We start from the raw sequence: 24046 nt of genomic DNA, 5'->3' as shown, positions 1-24046 counted from the left end.
AACATCACCAAATACAGAGTGGTCCTTATTCTGTTAAATAAGGATCCGTATAACCTAAATCTATTAAAATTTTTGTTTCTAACTTCTCCATTTCTTTTGCTTTGTCTTCTTGCATATGATCATATCCAAGAAGATGTAAATAACCATGCAAAACTATATGCGCCCAGTGCTCTTCAGTATTTTTTTTTTGTTCAATAGATTCTCTCTCTACAACTTGACGGCAAATAATTAAATCACCCAAAAGTGGAAACTTGACTGCAGGATGGTATTCAAAAGGAAAAGAAAGTACATTAGTGGATTTATTTTTTCCTCGATAATTTAAATTTAAATAATGGCTCTCTTCTTCATCAACAATACGAATAGTCACTTCATTTTTTACTTTAAAGTTAAGTAAAACTGCGTTTAACCAAGTTTGGAATTTAGATTTATTAGGTAAACCCATGATGTCTCTACATGCTAATTGCAAGTCAATAATAATTTTATTCATTGCATTATATCCTCACTCTCTTGATTCTTTCTCCTGCTTTTTATTTCGTCTTTTCGTTAGTAACTCTACTCGTCATCTTAATTTCTTAATCCTTAATTGATAATAATGATTATGAGTTAAAAACGATAGGATAAGATAAAATAATAGATTGCACCCTACAGATTAACAATGACTTTCTCAACACCTGTAACGCTTTAATAACATAACGTAACACTAAATTTATTACTAAAAACATAAATAAACGAAAGTGCTATAATTCATAACGCTCACTTTGAATCATAGCTAAAATAAATTAAAATATATTTATTAAATTGTGATGTTCTAACTTTTCTCTAAAAAAATATATATATTATCAAGTCCCTGGTTACTCATATGCATCAACAAATCAAAACATTTAATAACGTACCATTAAATCTACTTTTTTTAATTTAAGTATTTTGAAAATAAAATAGTATCGATAGACAGAAATATAGCTGATTTTTTTCTCACGTAATCAGATAAGAAAGTAGGTTTTTACTGTGTGTACGAAATAAAAGAAAATGTAACATAATAAATTTAATATTAACAATATATTAAGTGTAATTTTACACACGAGAATTTATCACGCTGTGCTTCATTTTAGTATTGTAGATCTTACTATAAATCAGAAATGCTATCACTCACCTTTTTCACTATACTTTTTAGAGAAAGTGATGATTTTTAAGGATAATATCTCTGATAATACGCCACACCCATCTTTCTCAACAAGAGTATAACCATAACATCTGAATTAAAATTTAAATATGTATTGATTACCTAGAAAATATTCAGTTATTGTCAATATCAGTATTGTTTAATACCACATAATATCATTAAGCATACATTATCTACAAAATCTAGAATGTTTTTATTTGTCATTTATAAAAGATTTGTATTCGTTAATAAATTTTTTACCGTTAATATTACTAATTGTTAACACTCAGTTCGTTTCATCTATAACTACATTATTATAGACAACGGCTTATATTTCATTAATGCATAAGCTTATTTAATTTTTGTTATGTATAACATTGCCACGTAGAGAGTGAGCATAAACATCGACGATTGTTACATCAACAAACGTACCAATCATATCAGGTAAGCCTTGAAAGTTAACCACACGATTATTTTCGGTTCGTCCTGAAAATTCCGTAATATTTTTACGTGAAGATCCTTCAACTAAAATACGTTGTATTGTGCCTAACAAAGAATTACTAAAGTGCATTGCTTGCTGATTAATGCGTTTCTGAAGAAGATATAAACGTTGTTTTTTCTCTTGTATACTTACATCATCAAGCAAATCTGCAGCAGGAGTACCAGGACGTGGTGAATAAATAAAACTGAAGCTCATATCAAAATTAATATCTGAAATGAGTGTCATCGTTTTCTCGAAATCATCATTAGTTTCACCAGGAAAGCCAACAATAAAGTCGGAACTAATCAAAATATTAGGACGAACTTTACGTAATTTTCGAATAATAGCTTTATATTCAAGCGTAGTATATCCACGCTTCATAAGACTCAGTATACGATCAGAACCACTCTGAACTGGTAAATGCAAGTAGCTCACTAAGTTAGGAGTGTTTTCATAAACTTTAATAATGTCATCAGTAAATTCAATAGGATGACTCGTAGTGAAACGTATTCTATCGATACCCTCAATAACAGAAACAAGGCTAATTAATTCTGAAAATGAACAAATTTCACCATCAAAAGTATCACCACGATAAGCATTAACATTTTGTCCTAACAAATTTACTTCACGGACGCCTTGCTCTGCTAATTGAGCAATTTCATACAGAATATCATCACAAGGACGGCTGATTTCTTCGCCACGGGTGTACGGTACTACACAATATGTACAATATTTATTGCAACCTTCCATAATTGAAACAAGTGCTGATGGACCATTAACTTCCGGTTTAGGTAAATAATCAAATTTTTCGATTTCTGGGAAACTAATGTCAATTACTGGACTACCAGTTTCTTTAACTTGATTAATCATTTCCGGTAGACGATGAAGAGTTTGCGGACCAAAAACAATATCAACACTAGGTACACGTCTGCGAATAAATTCACCTTCTTGAGAAGCAACACACCCACCAACACCAATGATAATCTCAGGATTACTATCTTTTAAATGTTTCCAACGACCCAGTTGATGAAAAACTTTTTCTTGTGCTTTTTCACGGATTGAACAAGTATTCAGTAGTAGTATATCAGCTTCTTCAGCAATGTCTGTAATTTGATAACCATTCGTATTTTCTAATAACGATGCCATTTTTGATGAGTCGTAATCATTCATTTGGCAACCCCAAGTTTTAATGTATAATTTTTTATTTTTTAACATATTTGTATCCAGTATTTTGAAATGAGCAATATAATAAATTCCGAAAGTGTAATAAATCTATATCGTATTCAGTGTTAGGGAAAAGCACACATTACTTAAGAATAAACCCTGCCTAAAATAATTAACAAATAAACATCACTTAATTTTCATTCTGTAATGCTGTTCTACGCTGTCAAAACAAGATATGTCCTCTTTTTTTTAAAAACAAGGATTGTGTTTATTTCAAGTATTAGTAATCTAATTTCTCTACTAAAAAATTCTATACCAATCTCGCAATATTTAGGTACACTACTATGCAATAAAACAATGAATGCATAGCTCATATTATGAATAAATGTACAGAATATTATGATGTAGTTGTAGTTGGTGGTGGAATGACTGGTTCAGCAGCAGCTTTAGGTTTTGCCAAAGAAGGCATGAGTGTTGCTCTATTAGAAAAATCACAACCTAGTGCCTTTGACATAAATAATGCGCCTGATATCCGTATTTCTGCCATTAGTTATTCCTCGGTTGAATTATTAAAACAGCTAGGGGCTTGGCAGCATGTTCAAACTATGCGATGCACTCCTTATCGTCAACTCGAAACTTGGGAAGAGGAAGGAAGTAATATTATATTTGATGCAAAAAGTCTTGGTCTACCTGAATTAGGATTTATGATAGAAAATCGAGTCTTGCAATTAGCACTCTGGAAAGAGTGTCAGAAATATATTAATCTTAAGCTTTTTTGTCCTATACAATTAACTAATCTCTATCAACCACTCGGACAAAAGGAATGGGTTATTACTCTTGATCACTTGCGTCACTTACAAGCGAAGTTAGTTATCGGGGCCGATGGTTCAAACTCACAAGTACGTAAATTATCGGGAATTGGTAATCTTGGGTGGCAATATTCTCAATCTTGTATATTGATTACTATTCAAACATCTACACAGCAACAAGACAGAACATGGCAACAATTTTCTCCATTAGGACCTCGAGCTTTTCTTCCATTATATAATAATTGGGCGTCATTAGTTTGGTATAATAGTCCAGCTAACATTCGACGCCTACAGATAATGTCGATGCAGGAATTAACTAGTGCTATTTCTCAGAAGTTCCCTAAACGTTTAGGGTCTGTTATGGCTTATTCATCAAGTGCATTTACACTTACTCGCCATCACGCTAATCGTTATGTAGTTGAAGGGCTTGCTTTAATTGGTGATGCAGCACATACTATACATCCACTTGCTGGACAGGGGGTAAATTTAGGATATCGCGATGTAGATACATTACTAAAAGTGGTTAGATATGCAAAAGAATATATTAAGCCCTGGTACTCTCTAACTATTTTAAAAAACTATCAATATCAACGGTTACCTGATAATTTATTTATGCAAACAGGGATAGATTTATTTTACATGATATATAGTAAGACTCTACCTGGTCTGAAAATTATTCGTAACATAGGATTAATGACTGTTCAAAGGACTGAGACAGTAAAAAAACTTATATTAAAATATGCTTTAGGTCTTTGACTTTTGAAAGTACTAATGCAAATTCAAGGTAGAAGTTTAATTATAAATAATATATGTTATTTATTTTTTTCTAAATCTAATAATGCCATCCTACATTCTTAAAAAATTGTTTTAACTAACTTTTAGTATTTAGTGTTTCTTCCTAAAAAAGAACTATCATGTACTTACAAATATTACTAGTTCAATTATTTGATACGCAAGATTTTGACATAAATTAGTTCATTAAAAAATGTATTCGCTACTCGTGACGCAATATTTAATATAACTGTAAAAGTTAAAAACTAAAATAATACAAATAAATTCAGATAACTTATTTAATCTATTTTAAAATTATTTCAAATCATTATTAAAGATGATTATTATATATATTTTATTTACTTAGAAACTAAAATATACAAATTTTCTCTAAACATTTATATTTCTAAAATTTTCATACACATTGTATCTATTTAAAATTAATTACATATTGCGACATGCTAGATAATCTATACCTAGAAAATAAATAGTTGATATTTCTATTTTTTACTTTAAAAAACAACAACATAAATAAGAACTACACTCAGTATAAGACACATAAAAATATACCTTCCCAAGATTTCTAGTAGCAGTGTGCTAAATATTCATACACTTTTGTACTGTTGATGTAAAAAACATTGAAAATATAGATGCACTCGTGAAAAACTTTATAATACAGGTCAAAAATTTTTAATATAAAATAAGACGTTAAAGTTAAATCTAAAATTTATTCAATAAAAATAATATTAAAATAGGGAATATTAATAACATGAAAATATGTTAATACATTTCAATCCGCATGACATTTAACTGAAAAATGTTAATAACGTGTTAATAAATAACAATAGTCAAGATGAGTAAAACATTTTTGATAATCGTTTATTATTCATTTACTGAAAAAAATGAACATAAAACAATATTATAAAATTAATAATTGCAACATAACCAAAAATTAAATCATTAAATGTATATTAAATTAACTGGACTGTATCCTGAGATATAAAAATTAATAAAAGATATTAAATAAATACCGTCTTTTTTAATTGAGTATTTCTTCTTTTATCATTCATTAAAACATAAAAAAATAAACTATTATATATAAATGTATAACAATGGTGATTGTTCAGTGTATCTATAATCATTTACAAATGATTCAGTAACTATTCAGGCTGTTAGATCCAGTATTGTCGTAATTATCATACTTATTGACTCATTAATAGTTGCAAAAGTTACTATACTCTAACACTCTTTATCACATCGAGATATGAAGTATACATACGTTAGAGTCTTATTAAAACTTAACGACACTTCACAGAACAAAAAGTTGACAAACCTGCAAAAGCCCTAAATGATATTGAGAAGTAGACAATATTAAACACAGCAATCAGACTTTAAGTGAAGAAATTTTATGACAATTTTCATCATAAAAAGATTAGCATTTAATTTTATTATTTGAATAAAAAAACTCATCGAAACTGAGATTAAAAATATCACTTAGCCAACTTTAATAAATTCATTAATTATTTTCTTAATCCATTTTAAAATTAGTCACTTATATCAATTCTGGTTCACTGATTTCTAATACTAATATTACTGAATACAATATTTAGTTTTTCTATAAATTGCAAAATTAATTTCTTAATCTAGTAAAAATCTATCGTAATTATTAATCTTGATAGTACAAGAATAACATACCCTACGAATAATATAAACATCTACTATTATTTTTAATATCTGATTAAATGATACCATGCAAAACAATAAATAATAATTGAAATAATCTTTTTCTCTTAAATGTATCATAACATTTGATTCAATAAAACGTTATGAAATCACCATTTTCTTATTATAAAACATATCGCTCTTGTATAGTCTGTATCATTATATTATCTAATTTTGCTTTACTAGTTGTTTCACGTTCTTTACTGTATTCATGGGTTTCACTATCATAAAATGATATATGGTTCTCAATATTTTTATTTAGTTAATACAGTTGACATAACTTAAAGTTAAAAACGAAATAATTTAATCATTATCATGATTAAACACAAGATTTATAATTAAAAAACAAGTTAAGCTAATATTAATTATTAGCTTAATTATATCTTATTTGTAATCATTAAATTACTTTTTATAACTCACACCCCAACTTATAACATTAATCTATTGACGTATCCTTCTTTCTTTTCAACTAATGAGTAATATAATGCTTTAATCTCTGAGTGTTAAATTTAGAAAATAACGTAACGATGTCATGTAATAATAATCATATCTATAAACTATATCACCAAGTATAAGTCATGCGACACATGTTAAGACAGGCTAAAATCATAAGTTAACAAACTATAAACAATGCTAAATTAGAGTGGTATAATCTTAATATGTACTAAAAAATAAACTTATACGCTAATACTATTAGTTATAATCATTTCGTCAATAATTAAATGCACAATATAGCATTTTTCCCACTGTTTATTCCTACTAATACAATACGAAGACTATCTGTTATGAACTTTGTAGTTTATAACTACCTTCATAGCTGAATATAATTTTATTAATGAAGATGGAAATATATAAAAGCTAAATCATAACAGATGATCTTCAAATTAGATGATTCATTACATCTAATAAGAATACTGAGAACATGCTACAAAAAGCTAATACTCTTATTTCGTATGTCTCAGCTTTAACCTAATTAATATAATAAAGTTTTTTCTTAGCATTAGCATGAATAGAGTATCAAGCACTAATTCAAAACTTAAAAGTAAATTGTATCACTGTAACTTCAGCTACTCATTGAATTTCACTACTAAACAATATACTAATGTCAATTCATATAAATAAATTAACATGGAGATCGCGCTTGATTTAACAAGATCAATAACTCGTGAGAAATTAAAAAAGAGTATGTTCGCATTCTAGTACTTTCTAAAGCATTTCTTTTTATTAGATCACGTAGTCTTTTGTATGCTTATCAATATTAATCAATAACTATACACAATCATCATCAGACACTCTTCAATCAAGAAGAGAATACTCAAATTGTATTCCTACTAAAGAAGAACAATCTCGAAACTAAGAAAACAACAAAACCAACTCTTTTATACGTAAACTATTAATTTGATCCTATCTAATCATTAGTTTAAGTATAGAGTATAATACTTCTTTTTCTCACAGAGAATGTGTTATTAAATATAAAATAATACTCAGAATATATTACATGCAATACTAATAACAACAATTTTCGCACTTGTTCTTTAAAGTTAAAATAAATTTAATCAGTAAAATATAGTCAATCTTTAATTTTTATTACGATAATATACATAATATTTTATGTATCAATCTATTTTACTATGACTATTGTGGTAATAAAAACAAATCATATACTAAGAGACGCTAATTAAAAATTATCTTATAAAGAATTACTCAATCTTAGCTCTATTGGCTAATATTAAAACTTAATATTCATTATTAAAACACTAGTGTTTTGATATATAGTTACTTTCTTTTTAAGTAAAAAATAAATAATACATAAGACATTATAGATAGTATTTAAATACTTGTTTACAGTCTTTATGCATTTAACAAAATTTTCTCAGATAAAATAATGTACTGTTAATAATAAAATATTTTTTTGAACAGAGAAAAGATAGAGATTACTCTGTTTTATAATTATACTTAATGTATAGCACGCATTATCTGATATTTTATATATGCAATTGTTATACGATCATACAGTCTATACGCAACGTATTTTTGAAATACGGAAATCATTTTCTTAATATTATCACATCTATATCAGTCTAGTCTATATTTTTAAACCTTATATATCAATGACATAAATTGAGTTTTAGTATTCTGATTTTCTAAAAATATATATTTTATTAATTATATTTTTAATTTTTACTGGAGTAAATGTTCTATGATTTTAACGTTTTTTTATTTTGATAGTACATAACAAATTATGCAATATTTTTTTCTGAGAACTTTACTAGAGAGAGTATCTTACAGTCGATCATTATAAGAATATATAGTTCCATACAAATATTTTATATGTATTCAGTTTTTCATAGCATATACATGTTAGTTTCTTAAAAAAAAATGTTTATTCATTTAAATATTTTAAATTCATGTAATTACTTTAGACTTGCTTTTTACGCTAGCAAAGATCCTATAATAAATAAAACGGATTTTATTGAATCAATGAATTATAATTATTTATTCTATGTAAATATTGTGATTAAAAAGCACTATTAAATAGCTATTAATCTCACATGTCAAGATGATTGCAATTATTACAACATAAAATATCAGATGTTTGATGAGATATTTATATTTTATTGACTTAATCAAAAAGATTATTATTTATCAAATAAAAACTGTATTTTCACAAAATAGTAAAAAATCTATTGACTGAATCAGCTATAATTAGCATAATCCGCCTCATAACAGCAACGAGAAAATAACTCAAAAGCGATGGCTATGTAGCTCAGCTTGGTTAGAGCACAACACTCATAATGTTGGAGTCACAGGTTCAAATCCCGTCATAGCCACCATAATTTGCGGGAGTGGCGAAACTGGTAGACGCACCAGATTTAGGTTCTGGCTCCGTAAGGTGTGCGAGTTCAACTCTCGCCTCCCGCACCATTTTATTCTAGTTATTAAATTTAAAATTGGGGTATAGCCAAGCGGTAAGGCACCAGGTTTTGATCCTGGCATTCCCAGGTTCGAATCCTGGTACCCCAGCCATTTTTTTAAGTTTAATTATTGTCCATATATTTTTATAAAAATATAAAAACCGATAAGAGTTATAGCCATTAAAATACTATCATGAATTAAATTTTTTTATTTAACTATTGAACCTAGATACTCGAAAGTTGATATATCTGAAATGTTTGTATTTTGCTGTACATTCTCAAAATTAATTAACATTGAGATACTACTATTATAATGCTCTTAGAGAGAATACTGAGAATACTGTATAATGCTTATATGCTTAACAATAAAAAAAATATTAAAAACAGAGAAAAATTTATTCGAGCGCAAATTGAAAAATATAATTAACAAGATATGTTTTAGCAAAAATCAATATGCTAACACTCACTTTATGTCATTGATATACACAGCCTGAAACTGTAGGCTAGAATAGTGTAAATCAATAACACGAATAAAAATTTTTTTTAAACTTCGATGAAGAATGACATATAGACACTCAAATTTATTTAAAAAATAATAAGCAGACAGACAAGTAAACCTCTTCAAAGGATACATAACAACCAATATTATACATACAGAATATATAACTAAATAAAAATTGTATAGGTAAAAATGTCAGATAATATGTCTTATACAGTACGTGTGATTATAAAATAATACAACCTGTAGTTGATTTTTTAATACACTTTTAACACACTAATTCATTAAAATATATTCATAGATTACCAAATATGAACAACCTTCAAAAATTATTTGTATATACGACTAATTTTTTCTGATATTTATTTTTTTGTAACATACCACATTAGTTTTAACTTTATACACAAATACCCGATATCAAGCATACGATCGGGTATTTACATATATACAAGATTATTTAACCACATTACTAATTTTTTCTTAACTAATTAGTTCATTTGAGTACATTATAAATTATGGTTTCACCTGCAATGACATAACCTTTTCCTAAAATTTCAATACTAGAAAAATCATCAATATTACTGATAATCACAGGGCTAATTATAGATTTAGTATGCGATTCAAGAAAACCTATATTTAATTTTAGAATTGGCATACCTGCTTTCACTTTTCTACCTTCATCTACTAAACGTGTAAAACCTTTACCTTTCAGTATAACTGTGTCAATACCTATATGTACAATTAATTCAACACCATTATCTGTTACAATGCAAAAAGCATGATTTGTTTCAAAAATTTTCACAATCTTGCCAGATACAGGGGCTAAAACTTCACTGCTATTCGCTTTGATCGCAACACCATCACCTACGACACGAGTAGAAAACGCTTGATCTGGTACATCATCAAGTGAACAAATTTCACCACTTACTGGAGCAAAAACAGAAAGAATAACCTTATTTTGGGTTTGTTCTGGATTAATTATTGTTTCCGTTTCTTGTACAGATATAGGTAAAAATGCTGCAATAGGACCTTTGGCTATGACATCTTTCATTGCACTTGCAACTAATTCAGCTCTTGTACCGATAATCACTTGCAGACTCTGTTTGTTGAGACGAATTAATCCTGATGCGCCAATATCTTTCACCATTATATCATTCACAATGCTGGCATCTTTAACAACTAAACGAAGACGAGTAATACATGCATCAATACTAGTTAAATTATCACTACCACCTAACGCAGCAACATATTGACGAGCGATTTTTTGAATATTAGTATCGCTATTATTTTTTACCCTAAGATTATCTCGATAATAATCAATTATTTTACCGTGAGAACTTTCTTCACGTCCAGGAGTGATAAGATTCAGCTTCTTAATCATAAAACGAAAAATAACATAATAAATACAGAAAAATACTATACCTTGAATAATTAACATCCACCAATGTATTGCTAGTGGATTACGTGATTGCAGCAACATATCAACGAGACCTGCACTAAAGCCAAATCCTGAAATCCACTCCATAGTCGCTGAAATATATACAGAGATACCCATTAATAAAGCATGAATAACGTACAGTACTGGTGCCACAAACATAAACGAGAACTCAATAGGTTCAGTGATTCCTGTAAAGAATGCTGAAAAAGCACCAGCCATCATAATACCTGCTACTTTTTCTTTATTTTCAGGACGTGCGCAGTGATAGATAGCTAAAGCGGCACCTGGTAAGCCAAAGAGCATAATCGGGAAAAAACCAGCTTGGTAACGCCCAGTAATACCCGGTATTGCTATACCTTCTTCAATCGACTGTGCTCCACCTAAAAAATTAGGAATATCATTAATTCCTACAACATCAAACCAAAATACAGAGTTCAAGACATGATGTAAGCCGACTGGAATAAGTAAGCGGTTGAAGAACGCATAAATACCTGCACCGACTGCACCTAAATCTTTGATAATTTGACCAAAAGAAACCAGACCATTATAAATAATTGGCCATACATACATTAATATAAAAGCGAGAAACAGCATTAGGAAAGAAGTTAAAATTGGAACAATACGACGACCGCTGAAAAATGATAATGCTTGAGGTAGTTCAACACTGCTATAGCGATTATATAATTCAGCGGAAAGTATACCAACAATGATACCTACAAACTGATTATTAATCTTATTAAAAGCCTCCGGAACTTCGTTAAACGAAACATCCATAATAATTGAATAAGACTCCGGAGCGCAGAGTGTGATTACAACAAGAAAACCAACAAAACCAGTTAGTGCTGCAGCGCCGTCTTTATCTTTTGACATACCATAAGCTACACCAATCGCAAATAGTACAGACATATTGTCAATAATTGCCGAACCAGGTTTAATTAGTAAAGCCGCGATTCCACTATTAGCACCCCAATCACCTGAATCAATCCAATACCCAATTCCCATTAAAATTGCGGAAACAGGTAATAATGCAACCGGAACCATTAATGCTCTACCAATTCTCTGTAAGTAGTTAAGAATATTCATAAAATTCACCTTTATAATTCTATTATTTCCCCATTTACATGATCTTTTAATCTTGCACTATGCAATTCAATAATGATTCAAATGATGGAGCATAACTCTTGTACAGTGTAGAATAATTTTTTCGCAATATACAATAAATAGGTAGAATTTGTGATAAACATCAATGATAGGAATTTCATCTACTTTAAAGTAATGGATATTACATCACACTTATTTTATTGTTAATAACAAACTATCTACTGATATTAGCTAGATTATGAATCAGAAATTAATAATTATAGTACTTTATTCTTCTTAATGAAGAAAAGGTTACATATAGATTTAAGAAACTTAAATAGAGGTAAAGAATCATGAGGCTTATCCTACTTAAAAACCCCTGTAGTGTTGGCACTTGGTCTGCACAATATATCGCAGATAAAATTAACACATTTCACCCAACCGCTAAACGTCCTTTTGTACTAGGACTACCCACTGGCGAAACACCACTTCCTACCTACAAAGCACTCATCGCATTATATCAAGCTAATAAAGTTAGCTGTAAACATGTTGTTACATTCAACATGGATGAATACGTAGGGCTTTCAAAAAATCATCCACAAAGCTACTGTACGTTTATGTATCAACATTTTTTTAACCATATTAATATTCAAAAAAAGAACATTCATTTACTTAATGGTAACGCACTTGACGTAGATATTGAATGCCAACGCTACGAAGACTTAATCAAATCCTATGGTCAAATTAATTTATTTGTAGGTGGCGTCGGTAATGATGGCCATATTGCGTTTAATGAACCAGGTTCATCATTAAACTCTCGTACACGTATTACTTCATTAACTGAAGAAACTCGTGTTGCAAACTCACGTTTTTTTGATAAAGATGTCAATCAAGTTCCTAAATATGCACTTACTGTTGGTATAGCAACACTGATGGATGCACAAGAGCTTATGATATTAGCTACTGGTTCTAATAAAGCTAATGCCGTTCAAAATGCTGTTGAAGGTGCAGTAAACCATTTATGGACTGTCAGCTGTATACAAATGCATCAAAAAGCGCTACTTATTTGTGATGAACCGGCAATACTTGAATTAAAAGTCAGAACACTAAAATATTTCAGACAATTAGAATTAGATAGTCTTGAAATTTTTAGCCCATAGTTTGATTGCTTCATCAGTTAAATTTGATCAATCACTTAATATTTTCTCTTTAAAATTAGGCACACTATATTGTATATATATTAACTAATAACTAATAACTAATAACTAATAACTAATAACTAATAACTAATAACTAATAACTAATAACTAATAACTAATGATATTAATCATATATATTAAAAAATAAACAAGCATGTTATTATTATTAATGATAATCTAATTAAAATATCTACCGTATGCTAAAATTCTTTGATATTACAGAAGAATAAGATATTTCAATTATCGTTATTTCTTCTATATATAAATTCATAACACTATAACTGTAGTGTCGTATAATTTAATTCCAATAAAGAAAAACATGATACTACAGCGTTTTAAGAATATATAATAATCTAATGAGTATATATAACGTCTAAAATCTGATTTTAACCTCAATTGTTTATTTTAAATAATATACTAATAAATAGAGTGTAAATATAACAACTATATACTTAAAAAATATCATATTTAATTCTTTAGTTTAGATTGTGAGTTTAGATTATAAAATATTAATATTACTTTTTAAAAAAGTTTTTTATTATGTAATTTACTAATAAAATTCTATTATTATAGTGACTAAAATATTATAAATAATAGATAATTCTTTCTATATTTATCAACTATATTACATAGTAAAACTATTTTTATTTAAGAATAAAAAATAAAATCATAATACATTATTCATGAATTTCAAAATTGGTATTTATTTTCAATTTATTTATAAATTAATATTTCCTAGTGATACACTAGTCTTATTAAAATTCTATAAAATGAAAGTCAACACCATGAAGTGTATGTTTTTTATTATTATAAATGATATTCATGTTAAGAATGTAAATATTTTAAACAAAAATTTGTATTCTACATAAATATTTTCTACAAGACAAAGACAATAATAAGCAATTTTATATACCCCAGAAACAGAAACAGATTAATACTTTTAGATTTTGTGCTAAATTTTAAAAAACTTTTTACTCATATAAATAATGTTTATTATATCATATTTCATAATCACTTTCAAATTTTCGAGTTGATTTTTCTTTTTATTCTAACAATTGACACTTCCTAACAGATAAATACTATCTAAAAACGTTACACTTATATTAATACATGCCTATTAATATATTTTATATAAAATATCCGGTTTATAACAACTAGAACTATCAAGAAACTTTGCCCTGTCAGTAAAATTATTTTTAACTGACACGGTATTTGAATAGACTTTTCACGCACACGCACATTCGCGTCTTTAACACTTTTAAAATTTGAAATCACGTTAGTAGTATGCGCGTTTATTCTGATTATTTTATTATAACACTTGATTTTTAAAGATGTTTTTAAATTTTTTCTCAAAACTCTAGTTTTGTTTCTCACTGCGTCCTTTCTAAGAAGTTTATAATAGAAAGATATCATCTTTTAAATTAAAGTAAATTAGAAGCTAGAACTACTTAAAGACCCCTCCTAAAGATACGAAACATTTTACAAAATACTTCACATGTTAACTTTTAGTATTATAAATATTTTGATTTTTAAGCAATAAAACTTAAATTTATTAAATATTTTTTAGTCTAACCATATTAAGCATTAACAAGTTAAGAACATATTAACTCTTACTAATAAAAAACAAAATCTAATAACATCCTAGTTTCATTTTTTAAATCACCAATTGTTATAAAAAATAACTATTGTATTATTACATGACAATAAAGATGCTTGTGCTATTTTTGCTTTATGAAGTTTCAGAGTATATATTTATATCTTCTTTAATTGTAATCTTCAAAGAAAAAATTTTTATATCGTAATTCATAATCAATATTACTAAAAATATTGAACCTATAAATTTAGATTATTAACAAGTTGTAGCTTGTCAAACTGAAAGTTAGTGAGATCCGTGTCTCGTTATCTGATAATAAGGCTATCTAAGACATTCTAAATAATATAGGTATAATTATCTAATAAAATAAAGAATCAGTACTGTATATCAAACATATTGATCGTGTTAGTCAGATTGATAACTAACAAATTACTTGCAATATCTTAAATAATAAAAATAATATAACATAGAATTATAAAAAAAATATAACATGTAAGTAATTCAAAATTGCTTTTGAGTATCAATGCACTTACCCTCTTGACACTAAGACTGATACGCTAGAAGATACTGTACTTTTATGATTCGGTCAACAAAAAAACACTGACATCATTTATTCAAGTTAATGCTCTATGACAAAGCTTCTAATACAAACATACAAAATTATAGAGATTTTCTTTCGTATTGTGCAATTTTATATATTTTATTATAACAATTACACCTTTGTGAAACCGAAAAATATTATAGATACTATGATGCATCTTAAAAATCAGAAAAAATTTTATTCTTTAATTTAATTTTTTATTTATATAATTACATCATTTTCTATTAAATTTAATTGCTCAATGATCATTGTAATAGTCATCATGATAGTCGTAGAGTGAATTGCACTTTTCATTCAATAATAAATTCTTATAATCTATAAAAATATAAACTTATAATACTTGTATTTTAGTCAAATTTCAATGCCACTTGCTCATGACCTAATAAAGTTCGGAGAGAGTTCAACAAAGAATCTACAGGTGTTACGCACCAAATGACACCAAACTTCAGTTTCACTCTAGCATTTACTGTCTGATAATACAAATAAACTGGGATACTTCCTGAACGATAGTTCTCAAGAGTGCTACAAAGTTGATTGAGTAACTGCTCATTAACTTGTTTCTCTAACAATGAAATTATTAAACCTCGGGCGTGTTTTTCTCTAGCTTCGGTAATCCCCATTAACTCTCTAACTATCATTCTATTACTGTTATTAAAATCATCAAAACTCACTTGACCAGTAGCAAGAAGAATTGTGTCTTTTTCTAGTAAATGCTGATATTTATCTAATACATCTGAAAATAACATAATATCTAAACGACCAGATCGATCATCAAGTGTACAAATACCAATTCGGTTGCCACGCTTAGTCGTAATAATTTTAACTGAAAGCACTAAACCTACTACAGTTGTAATTTGACTATAAGAATTTATGTTCACATCCTTTAATTTTAACCCATGACTATAATGTTTAATTTCATTTAAGTATTGATTTATTGGATGCCCAGTTAAATAAAGACCTAGTGTTTCTCTTTCACCATCTAAAATAATTTGATCTGACCATTTAGAAACATTAGCATAAGAACTTTCCACCTGTTCAGATGATGCCGTAAGCACACCAAACATATCTGATTGCCCAATAAGTTCTGCTTTAGTATGTTGATCAGCAGCTTTCATTGCATCTCCAAGAGAAAACATTAAAGCAGCACGATGTGGCCCTAAATGATCGAGAGCACCAGCCATAATAAGCTTTTCCATTACTCGGCGATTAATTTTTTTAATATCTATGCGAGCGCATAGATCAAAAATACTTTTAAAAATTCCATCTTTTTGTCGTGCCTGTATAATAGTTTCTATTGGACCTTCACCAATACCTTTTATAGCACCAATACCATATACAATCTCACCGTTATTATTGACGTGAAAATGATACAGTCCACTATTAATATCTGGTGGTAAAACTTTTAATCCCATTCGCCAGCACTCATCTACAACACTAACAACTTTCTCTATATTATCCATGTCAGCGGTCATTATTGCAGCCATAAATTCAGCAGGATAATGCGTCTTGAGCCATAAAGTCTGATAAGAAAGTAATGCATAAGCAGCTGAATGAGATTTATTGAATCCATAACTAGAAAATTTTTCTACCAAATCAAAAATTTTCATTGATAAAACACTATCGATACCATTTTTAATTGATCCTTCTTTAAAAACTAAGCGTTGCTTTGCCATCTCTTCTGGTTTTTTTTTCCCCATAGCACGGCGCAGCATATCTGCACCACCTAAAGTATAACCAGCCAAGATTTGAGCAATCTGCATAACCTGCTCTTGATATAAAATAATACCGTAAGTTGGTTCCAGTACAGGTTGTAATATTTCATGCTGCCATTGTACATCAGGATATGAAATTTCTTCACGTCCGTGTTTACGGTTAATAAAATTATCAACCATGCCTGATTGTAAAGGTCCTGGTCTGAATAAAGCAACCAACGCTATCATATCTTCGAAACAATCAGGACGTAATCTTTTAATTAAGTCTTTCATTCCTCGAGATTCTAACTGAAATACTCCAGTCGTTTCTGATCGCTGTAGCATCTCAAAACTTTTCATATCATTTAATGGTATAATGCTAATATCAATGCATTTACGTTCTTTTTGATTACGTCGAGCATTAATCATCTCCAACGTCCAATGGATAATTGTTAATGTACGTAGGCCCAAGAAATCAAATTTTACTAATCCTACGTATTCAATATCATTTTTATCAAATTGGGTAACTGGGTTTTTTCCTTCTGAATCATAATATAATGGAGAAAAATCAGTAATTTTACTTGGAGAAATCACTACTCCACCAGCATGTTTCCCCGCATTACGTGTGACACCCTCTAATTGACGAGCCATATCAATTAATAATTTCACTTCTTCATTAGATTTATAGAGCTCTGTTAACTTCGGCTCAGATTCTATAGCTTTTTCAAGAGTTATGCCAAGATCAACAGGAATTAGTTTAGAGATCCGATCAACAAAACTATATGGATGACCAAGAACACGACCAACATCACGAATCACTGCCTTTGCAGTCATTGTACCAAAAGTGATAATCTGAGATACTGCATCACGTCCATACATTTCAGCGACATGATCAATAACTTGATCACGCTTTTCCATGCAAAAATCAACATCAAAGTCTGGCATAGAAACACGTTCAGGATTTAAAAACCGTTCAAAGAGTAAGTCAAATTCTAAAGGATCTAAATCAGTAATTTTCAATGCATAAGCCACAAGAGAACCTGCACCTGAACCTCTACCTGGCCCTACGGGAATACCATGATCTTTTGACCACTGAATAAATTCCATAACTACTAAGAAATATCCAGGAAAACCCATTTTATTAATAACGTTAAGCTCAATATTTAAACGTTCATCATACTTAAAACGCTTTTTTATTTTCACTTTTTTGTCAGGAAACAAAAATGCTAAACGTTTTTCCAAGCCTTCTTTTGATCGCATTACTAAAAAATCTTCAATTGCCATATCACCAGTTGGGAATTGTGGAAGAAAATACTCACCAAAACGTATTGTCACATTACAACGCTTAGCAATCTCTACACTGTTTTCTAAAGCTTCTGGGATATCAAAAAATAATTTACACATCTCTTCTTCAGTTCGTAAGTACTGTTGAGCGCTATAATTATTAGGTCGTTTCGAGTCTGATAATGTAAAACCATCGTGAATTGCTACACGAATCTCATGAGCTTCAAAATCACTGCTTTTAATAAAACGTACGTCATTCGTTGCAACAACTGGCAAGCCTCTTCGTATAGCAAGTTTTACTGCTTCATGTAAATAACTTTCTTCTTGAAGACGACCAGTTCGAACCAACTCCAAATAATAACAGTTAGAAAAATGTGTTTCATAGAATCTCAAACAAGAATCAACTAATGCTTTATTACCACGTAACAGAAGCTGACCAACATCACCATGACGACCACCAGAAAGTAAAATTAAACCTGTTTTGTATTTCACTAACCAATCACGATGAATAGTGGGGCCAATTGCACTATAACCTTTTTGATAAGCTTTAGAGATTAATAAACTAAGATTTTGATAACCTTTATTATTATAAGCCAGCACTGTTAAATGAGAAATTGTATTACCGAGCAATTCACTTTCAACAAAGAAATCGGCGCCAATAATTGGTTTAATACCTGCGCTATAAGCAGCAGTATAAAATTTTACTACCCCACATAGATTGGTAAAATCTGTGATGGCAAATGCAGGCATTCGCATAGCAGCCACTTTTTGAACTAAGCATGTTATTTTAGTGAGGCCATCAATCATGGAATAGTCACTATGAACATGTAAGTGAATAAAACTAGGTGTAGCCATTAAATTTATACTCGATCTTTTTTCATGCTCAATACAGTAGTAAAACTCTTACTCTGAAAATGTCTTGCACAAAATTACAAAAAATTTTAAAATGATAAGTATTTAATAATTTGATTCTATAACATTTTATTTAAAATAAATTTCATTGAATGTAAAGATGTCTCTATTTATAAAAAATTTATTAAAAGTAATGTAAGGCTGATGTCTTGTGTTATACTATTAAATTTATTAATTCCTTAAAATATCATAGAGACAACTAAAGAGTAATTTTCGTTTACTAATAAAATCAAATGCAATAATTAATTTTGTTATCATTTAAACTATATTAACAACTTCTTTGAAGATGCAATCATCATACTATTCAATCTTTTTGGTTAAATTATACCACATACAACAAGATCGAAGATTTCTTAATTATTCGAAAACAACTCTTCACGTTTTTTTATTAGCTTTTAACATCTTCTAATTTAATAATGAATTTTTACAATCTTCTGATGCTACATCTACGATCATAAATTCTAATCTAGCGCACTACCTTATTAGATCTACTTAAGAAAATAAATTAAACTAGAAAATATATAAATCTATTAATTTCTAATTAAATTCAAGACAGCATCAGCAGCTTGTGTATCTGCATTACATCGGATTAGTTGATGAAGTTGTAGAAATATTTTTTTCAGTTGATCAATGCGTTCACCACCTTCTAAAAGTGGCATTAATTGATCGGCAAGCTGTTCAGGTTGACATGCTTTTTGAAGTAATTCTTTAACAATTTCTTTTTCTGCTAATAGATTTGGTAATGAAACGTAAGGGATTTTCACGAAACGCTTAGCGAGCCAAAATGTCACTGGGTTTACTCGATAACCCACAACCATTGGACATTTTGTAAGCATACATTCAAGTGCTGAAGTTCCTGAAGCTAATAATGTCGCATCAGCTGCCATCATAGCATTTCTAGCCTGACCATCTAATAGATGCACAGTCAGTTCTGGAGCAATTTTCTTTTGAATTATCTCAAATTGTTCTCGTCGTTCTTGATTTACAAGAGGGACTATAATATAGAGATCAACAAATCGCTTATTTAATATTTTGGCAGTTTTCAAAAAATCAGCGCTTAACATTTCCACCTCAGAATGTCGGCTTCCTGGCAAGATAGCTAAGCACTTTATATTTTTAGAAATACCAAGACTTGGCCTTATCGATAATTTATCAACTTGTAAAGGAATTGCATCTGCCATTGTATGCCCAATAAAACGACAAGGTATATTAAAACGATCGTAAAAAGCTTTTTCAAAAGGTAAAAAGGCAAGTACTAAATTAGTGGCTTGTTCAATTTTAAATACACGTTTTTGTCGCCATGCCCAAACTGAAGGGCTAACATAATGAATAGTTTTAATACCATTTGATTTCAATCGCTTTTCTAACATAATATTAAAATCAGGAGAATCGATGCCAATAAAAATATCGGGTTGTAATTGTATAAGGCGTTTAATAAGCTCTTTTCGAATCACAAATAATCGAGGAAGCCTGCCTAATACCTCAACAATACCCATAACTGCTAACTCTTCCATTGGATACCAAGCCTCACATCCTTCTGCTTGCATTAAAGGACCTGCAATTCCAACAAACCGCGCATCAGGCACTTGTTTTTTTAGCTCTCGAATCAGTGCTGAACCAAGTATATCACCAGAAATTTCACCAGCAACTATTCCAATAGTAAGTGTGCGATCATTATTTACCATAATTCATTCCTTAATAGAAATCTTTATCTTATTAATACCGCATCAAAACAGATTGACGAATAATACCACGGTTCGACTCTGAAGAAATATCAAGAAAATCACTAAACACTTTCACATGCGGATTAGCTTTCGCAAGAATAGTAATTTCATTACGTGCTTCTTCTAATGGCTTACCTGAACGGTAAAGTGTTTTATAAGCATTACGAATAGCATTTAAAGACTGTTTATCAAAACCACGACGTTTTAAACCTTCAATATTCAATCCATAAGGTATTGCGTGGTTACCTTGTGCCATTACATACGGTGGCACATCTTGTGCCACGCCAGAACAACCACCAACCATAACATGTGCACCAATTTGACAAAATTGATGAACAGCAGTCATACCACCAATCGTGGTAAAATCACCGAGAGTTACATGCCCACCTAAAGTACCATGATTGGCAATCACACAACGATTACCAATAACACAATCGTGAGCAACATGAACATTCACCATTAAAAGATTATCATCGCCTACTTTTGTCAGGCTTCCGCCTTGAGAAGTGCCACGATGAATAGTTACACTTTCTCTAATACGATTCCTATCACCAATATCTACACGAGTTAGCTCGCCCTGATATTTAAGATCTTGGTTGATTTCACCGATAGAAGCAAACTGAAATATAACATTGTCACAACCAATATTTGTATATCCATTAATAACAACATGAGATTGTAGCTCAGTACCTTCGCCAATTGTAACGTTAGAACCAATATAACAAAAAGGGCCAATACGAACATTAGCAGCAATAATAGCTCTATCATCAATAATAGATGAAGGATGAATACAAGCTGTTTTATGAATCATATCAGACCTCACGGCGACGGGCGCACATCATTTCTGCTTCGCAGGCCACTTCTCCATCAACTTTTGCTATCCCCTTAAAGCGCGCAACGCCACGACGTTCTTTAATAAATTCTACTTCTAGGATCATTTGATCCCCAGGTAAAACAGGACGTTTAAAACGAGCATTATCAATCGCTGCAAAATAATACAATTCATCAGGCTCTAATTTACCAGCGCTTTTAAACGCAAGTATACCAGTTGCTTGAGCCATTGCTTCCAGAATAAGAACACCTGGGAAAACTGGTTTACCTGGAAAATGGCCTTGGAAAAATAGTTCATTGAATGAAATATTCTTCACTGCACGCAAGGATTTACCTTCTGTAAAATCCAATACACGGTCAACTAAAAGGAACGGAGAACGGTGTGGGAGCAGTTCTAAAATTTCTTCTATATTCAGAGTATGATTATCACTCATCGAAATACTCTTCCTGTCTATTGACACATTTTAATGAACTAATCGACCCGCTATCATTTCTAAATTTAATTACTAATTAGGTCGAAAAACGTAATTCAGAAAATTATTTTAACCTGAACTACAAAAGTATTACTGTCTTTTTTTAGTTTCCTTATCTAATTGACGTTCAACAGCTTTTAATCGTTTACGCATATTATTAATATTCAAAACTAAAGCTGCCGTTTTACGCCAAACTTTATTAGGCTGCAAAGGAATACCAGAAGAGTATATACCTGGTTCAATAATGGGTCTCATAACCATTCCCATTCCAGTTATAGTCACCTTGTCACAGATTTCCATGTGACCGTTAAGAACACTTGCACCACCAATCATACAATCGTGACCAATTTTTAAACTGCCCGCCATAATAACACCACCAGCAATAGCAGTATGATCACCGATGCTAACATTGTGTGCAATCTGACATTGATTATCAATAATAACACCATTCCCAATTATTGTATTATCTAACGCTCCTCGAGCAATCGTAGTACACGCACCAATTGCAACACGATCACCAATAATGACAGTACCAAGTTGAGGTATTTTGATCCAATTTTCACAATCATTAGCATAACCAAAACCATCAGAACCAATTACAGCCCCTGATTGAATTAAACATTGTTCACCAATTTCAATATTATGGTAGACACTGACATTTGCCCATAAGCAACTACCTGCACCAATACGTGTATTTTTTCCAATAAAACAACCAGCACCAATAGCGACCTTATCACCCAGTACAACACCACTTTCAATAACTGCATTGGCACCGATACAAACATACTTACCAATTTTAGTGTTATCATCAATAACAGCTGATACATGAATATTTTCAGCAGGCATAGGTGTAGTATCCATGATCTGAGCTAATCGAGCATAAGTAAGGTAAGGGTTGTCTACGACAAGTGCAGAAACCTGACAAGCGTTAAGATCTTTCGCAGTCAATATTACCGCTGCAGCCTGACACTCTACTAATTTTTTTCTATAACGACTATCAGATAAGAATGTAACTTGTTGATTATTTGCTGAATACATTGGAGCAATACTGGTGATGACAGTATTGCCATCACCATGTAACTGCGCATTCAACTGCTGAGCTAAATCAGCTAATCGAATTGAGAACATCTATTATTTAACCTGTTTTTGAACCTGTTTTGTTATGTCAATACTATTTTTTGCATAAGCAACTGCATTTGCATCAATAACAACATCATAAGATTCTTTGTTTGCAATAGATTTAATAGAATCTTGAATAGGTTTAAGAATCTTGTTTCGTTCTTCTGTTTGTCGACGATGATTGTCTTCTTCAAATTTCTGAGCTTTTTCTGCAAATTGATCACGTTTAGTAAGCAATTCTTTCTCTAATTTTTCACGTTCACTTTGCTTCATAGTTGTAGAATTACGACGCAATTTTTCTACGCATAACTGTAATTTTTTTTCTAAATTTTGTAACTCGGTAGCACGACCTTTAAACTCACTTTCAATTTGCTTTGTTACCATTTCACGAGCCGGCATATTTTGAAAAATTTCAGCAATATTCACAACAGCAATTTTATCTGCATAAACTCCTGCAGACAGACTCAAGGCTAACGTCGCACACGCTTTACATAAAATTTTTTTCACACGAAACTCCTTAAATTATATTTATGATTTAAATTTGAATTACTTATTACATTAAAAATAACAACTTTATCTT

The 24046-nt window shown here is 30.0% G+C and carries 10 protein-coding genes, 3 tRNA genes and 1 pseudogene; 5 read left to right on the top strand and 9 right to left on the bottom strand.

Features of this window, described 5'->3' with window-relative positions:
- Positions 1-25: 25 nt before the first annotated feature.
- Positions 26-487, bottom strand: a complete 462-nt coding sequence (ybeY, locus tag GFV14_RS00675) for an rRNA maturation RNase YbeY (RefSeq protein ID WP_457914431.1) — start codon at positions 485-487, stop codon at positions 26-28.
- Positions 488-1517: 1030 nt separating this feature from the next.
- Positions 1518-2855 (bottom strand): annotated as a pseudogene (gene miaB / locus GFV14_RS00670) (tRNA (N6-isopentenyl adenosine(37)-C2)-methylthiotransferase MiaB); the annotation flags it as partial.
- A gap of 326 nt (positions 2856-3181) precedes the next feature.
- Between miaB and ubiF the strand changes: the two are divergent.
- From ubiF to GFV14_RS00650, 4 genes are all read left to right on the top strand, one after another.
- Entirely contained in the window at positions 3182-4369 is a 1188-nt protein-coding gene (gene ubiF, locus GFV14_RS00665) for a 3-demethoxyubiquinol 3-hydroxylase (RefSeq protein ID WP_457914430.1), read from the top strand.
- Positions 4370-8862: 4493 nt separating this feature from the next.
- Positions 8863-8940, top strand: a tRNA-Met gene (locus tag GFV14_RS00660).
- Positions 8941-8946: 6 nt separating this feature from the next.
- Positions 8947-9031 (top strand) — tRNA-Leu (locus tag GFV14_RS00655).
- Between the two features lie 27 nt (positions 9032-9058).
- Positions 9059-9133, top strand: a tRNA-Gln gene (locus GFV14_RS00650).
- An 880-nt stretch (positions 9134-10013) separates the two neighbouring features.
- Here GFV14_RS00650 and nagE read toward each other — a convergent pair.
- Complete coding sequence (nagE, locus tag GFV14_RS00645; protein ID WP_457914429.1) at positions 10014-12041, bottom strand: N-acetylglucosamine-specific PTS transporter subunit IIBC; 2028 nt, start codon at positions 12039-12041, stop codon at positions 10014-10016.
- Between the two features lie 350 nt (positions 12042-12391).
- Between nagE and nagB the strand changes: the two genes are divergently transcribed.
- Entirely contained in the window at positions 12392-13198 is an 807-nt protein-coding gene (nagB, locus tag GFV14_RS00640) for a glucosamine-6-phosphate deaminase (protein ID WP_457914428.1), read from the top strand.
- Positions 13199-15779: 2581 nt separating this feature from the next.
- Here the strand turns inward: nagB and dnaE are convergent.
- The 6 genes from dnaE to GFV14_RS00610 all read right to left on the bottom strand — a co-directional run bounded on the left by dnaE (position 15780) and on the right by GFV14_RS00610 (position 23973).
- Positions 15780-19262 carry a DNA polymerase III subunit alpha gene (gene dnaE, locus GFV14_RS00635; RefSeq protein ID WP_457914427.1) on the bottom strand — a complete coding sequence of 1161 codons (3483 nt, stop codon included), beginning with the start codon at positions 19260-19262 and terminating at the stop codon, positions 15780-15782.
- Between the two features lie 587 nt (positions 19263-19849).
- On the bottom strand, positions 19850-21004 hold the full coding sequence (gene lpxB / locus GFV14_RS00630; RefSeq protein WP_457914426.1) for a lipid-A-disaccharide synthase: 1155 nt from the start codon (positions 21002-21004) through the stop codon (positions 19850-19852).
- Between the two features lie 31 nt (positions 21005-21035).
- Positions 21036-21854 carry an acyl-ACP--UDP-N-acetylglucosamine O-acyltransferase gene (gene lpxA, locus GFV14_RS00625; protein ID WP_457914425.1) on the bottom strand — a complete coding sequence of 273 codons (819 nt, stop codon included), beginning with the start codon at positions 21852-21854 and terminating at the stop codon, positions 21036-21038.
- 1 nt (position 21855) lies between these two features.
- Positions 21856-22308 carry a 3-hydroxyacyl-ACP dehydratase FabZ gene (gene fabZ / locus GFV14_RS00620; protein ID WP_457914424.1) on the bottom strand — a complete coding sequence of 151 codons (453 nt, stop codon included), beginning with the start codon at positions 22306-22308 and terminating at the stop codon, positions 21856-21858.
- 129 nt (positions 22309-22437) lie between these two features.
- Positions 22438-23475, bottom strand: a complete 1038-nt coding sequence (lpxD, locus tag GFV14_RS00615) for a UDP-3-O-(3-hydroxymyristoyl)glucosamine N-acyltransferase (protein WP_457914423.1) — start codon at positions 23473-23475, stop codon at positions 22438-22440.
- A 3-nt stretch (positions 23476-23478) separates the two neighbouring features.
- Positions 23479-23973 carry an OmpH family outer membrane protein gene (locus GFV14_RS00610; protein ID WP_457914422.1) on the bottom strand — a complete coding sequence of 165 codons (495 nt, stop codon included), beginning with the start codon at positions 23971-23973 and terminating at the stop codon, positions 23479-23481.
- Positions 23974-24046: the final 73 nt, after the last annotated feature.

It is taken from the genome of Candidatus Hartigia pinicola (assembly GCA_020541205.1).
GTDB lineage: Bacteria > Pseudomonadota > Gammaproteobacteria > Enterobacterales > Enterobacteriaceae > Hartigia > Hartigia pinicola.
Note: the sequence above shows the minus strand (reverse complement) of the source record. Positions and strands in the feature narration are given on the sequence as shown.

Excerpts from the sequence above, each read along its gene's own strand:
- nagB (WP_457914428.1), top strand. The coding sequence starts at position 12,392 with ATGAGGCTTATCCTACTTAAAAACCCCTGTAGTGTTGGCACTTGGTCT.
- nagE (WP_457914429.1), bottom strand. The coding sequence starts at position 12,041 with ATGAATATTCTTAACTACTTACAGAGAATTGGTAGAGCATTAATGGTT.
- fabZ (WP_457914424.1), bottom strand. The coding sequence starts at position 22,308 with ATGAGTGATAATCATACTCTGAATATAGAAGAAATTTTAGAACTGCTC.
- ybeY (WP_457914431.1), bottom strand. The coding sequence starts at position 487 with ATGAATAAAATTATTATTGACTTGCAATTAGCATGTAGAGACATCATG.
- dnaE (WP_457914427.1), bottom strand. The coding sequence starts at position 19,262 with ATGGCTACACCTAGTTTTATTCACTTACATGTTCATAGTGACTATTCC.
- ubiF (WP_457914430.1), top strand. The coding sequence starts at position 3,182 with ATGAATAAATGTACAGAATATTATGATGTAGTTGTAGTTGGTGGTGGA.
- lpxA (WP_457914425.1), bottom strand. The coding sequence starts at position 21,854 with ATGATTCATAAAACAGCTTGTATTCATCCTTCATCTATTATTGATGAT.
- lpxD (WP_457914423.1), bottom strand. The coding sequence starts at position 23,475 with ATGTTCTCAATTCGATTAGCTGATTTAGCTCAGCAGTTGAATGCGCAG.
- lpxB (WP_457914426.1), bottom strand. The coding sequence starts at position 21,004 with ATGGTAAATAATGATCGCACACTTACTATTGGAATAGTTGCTGGTGAA.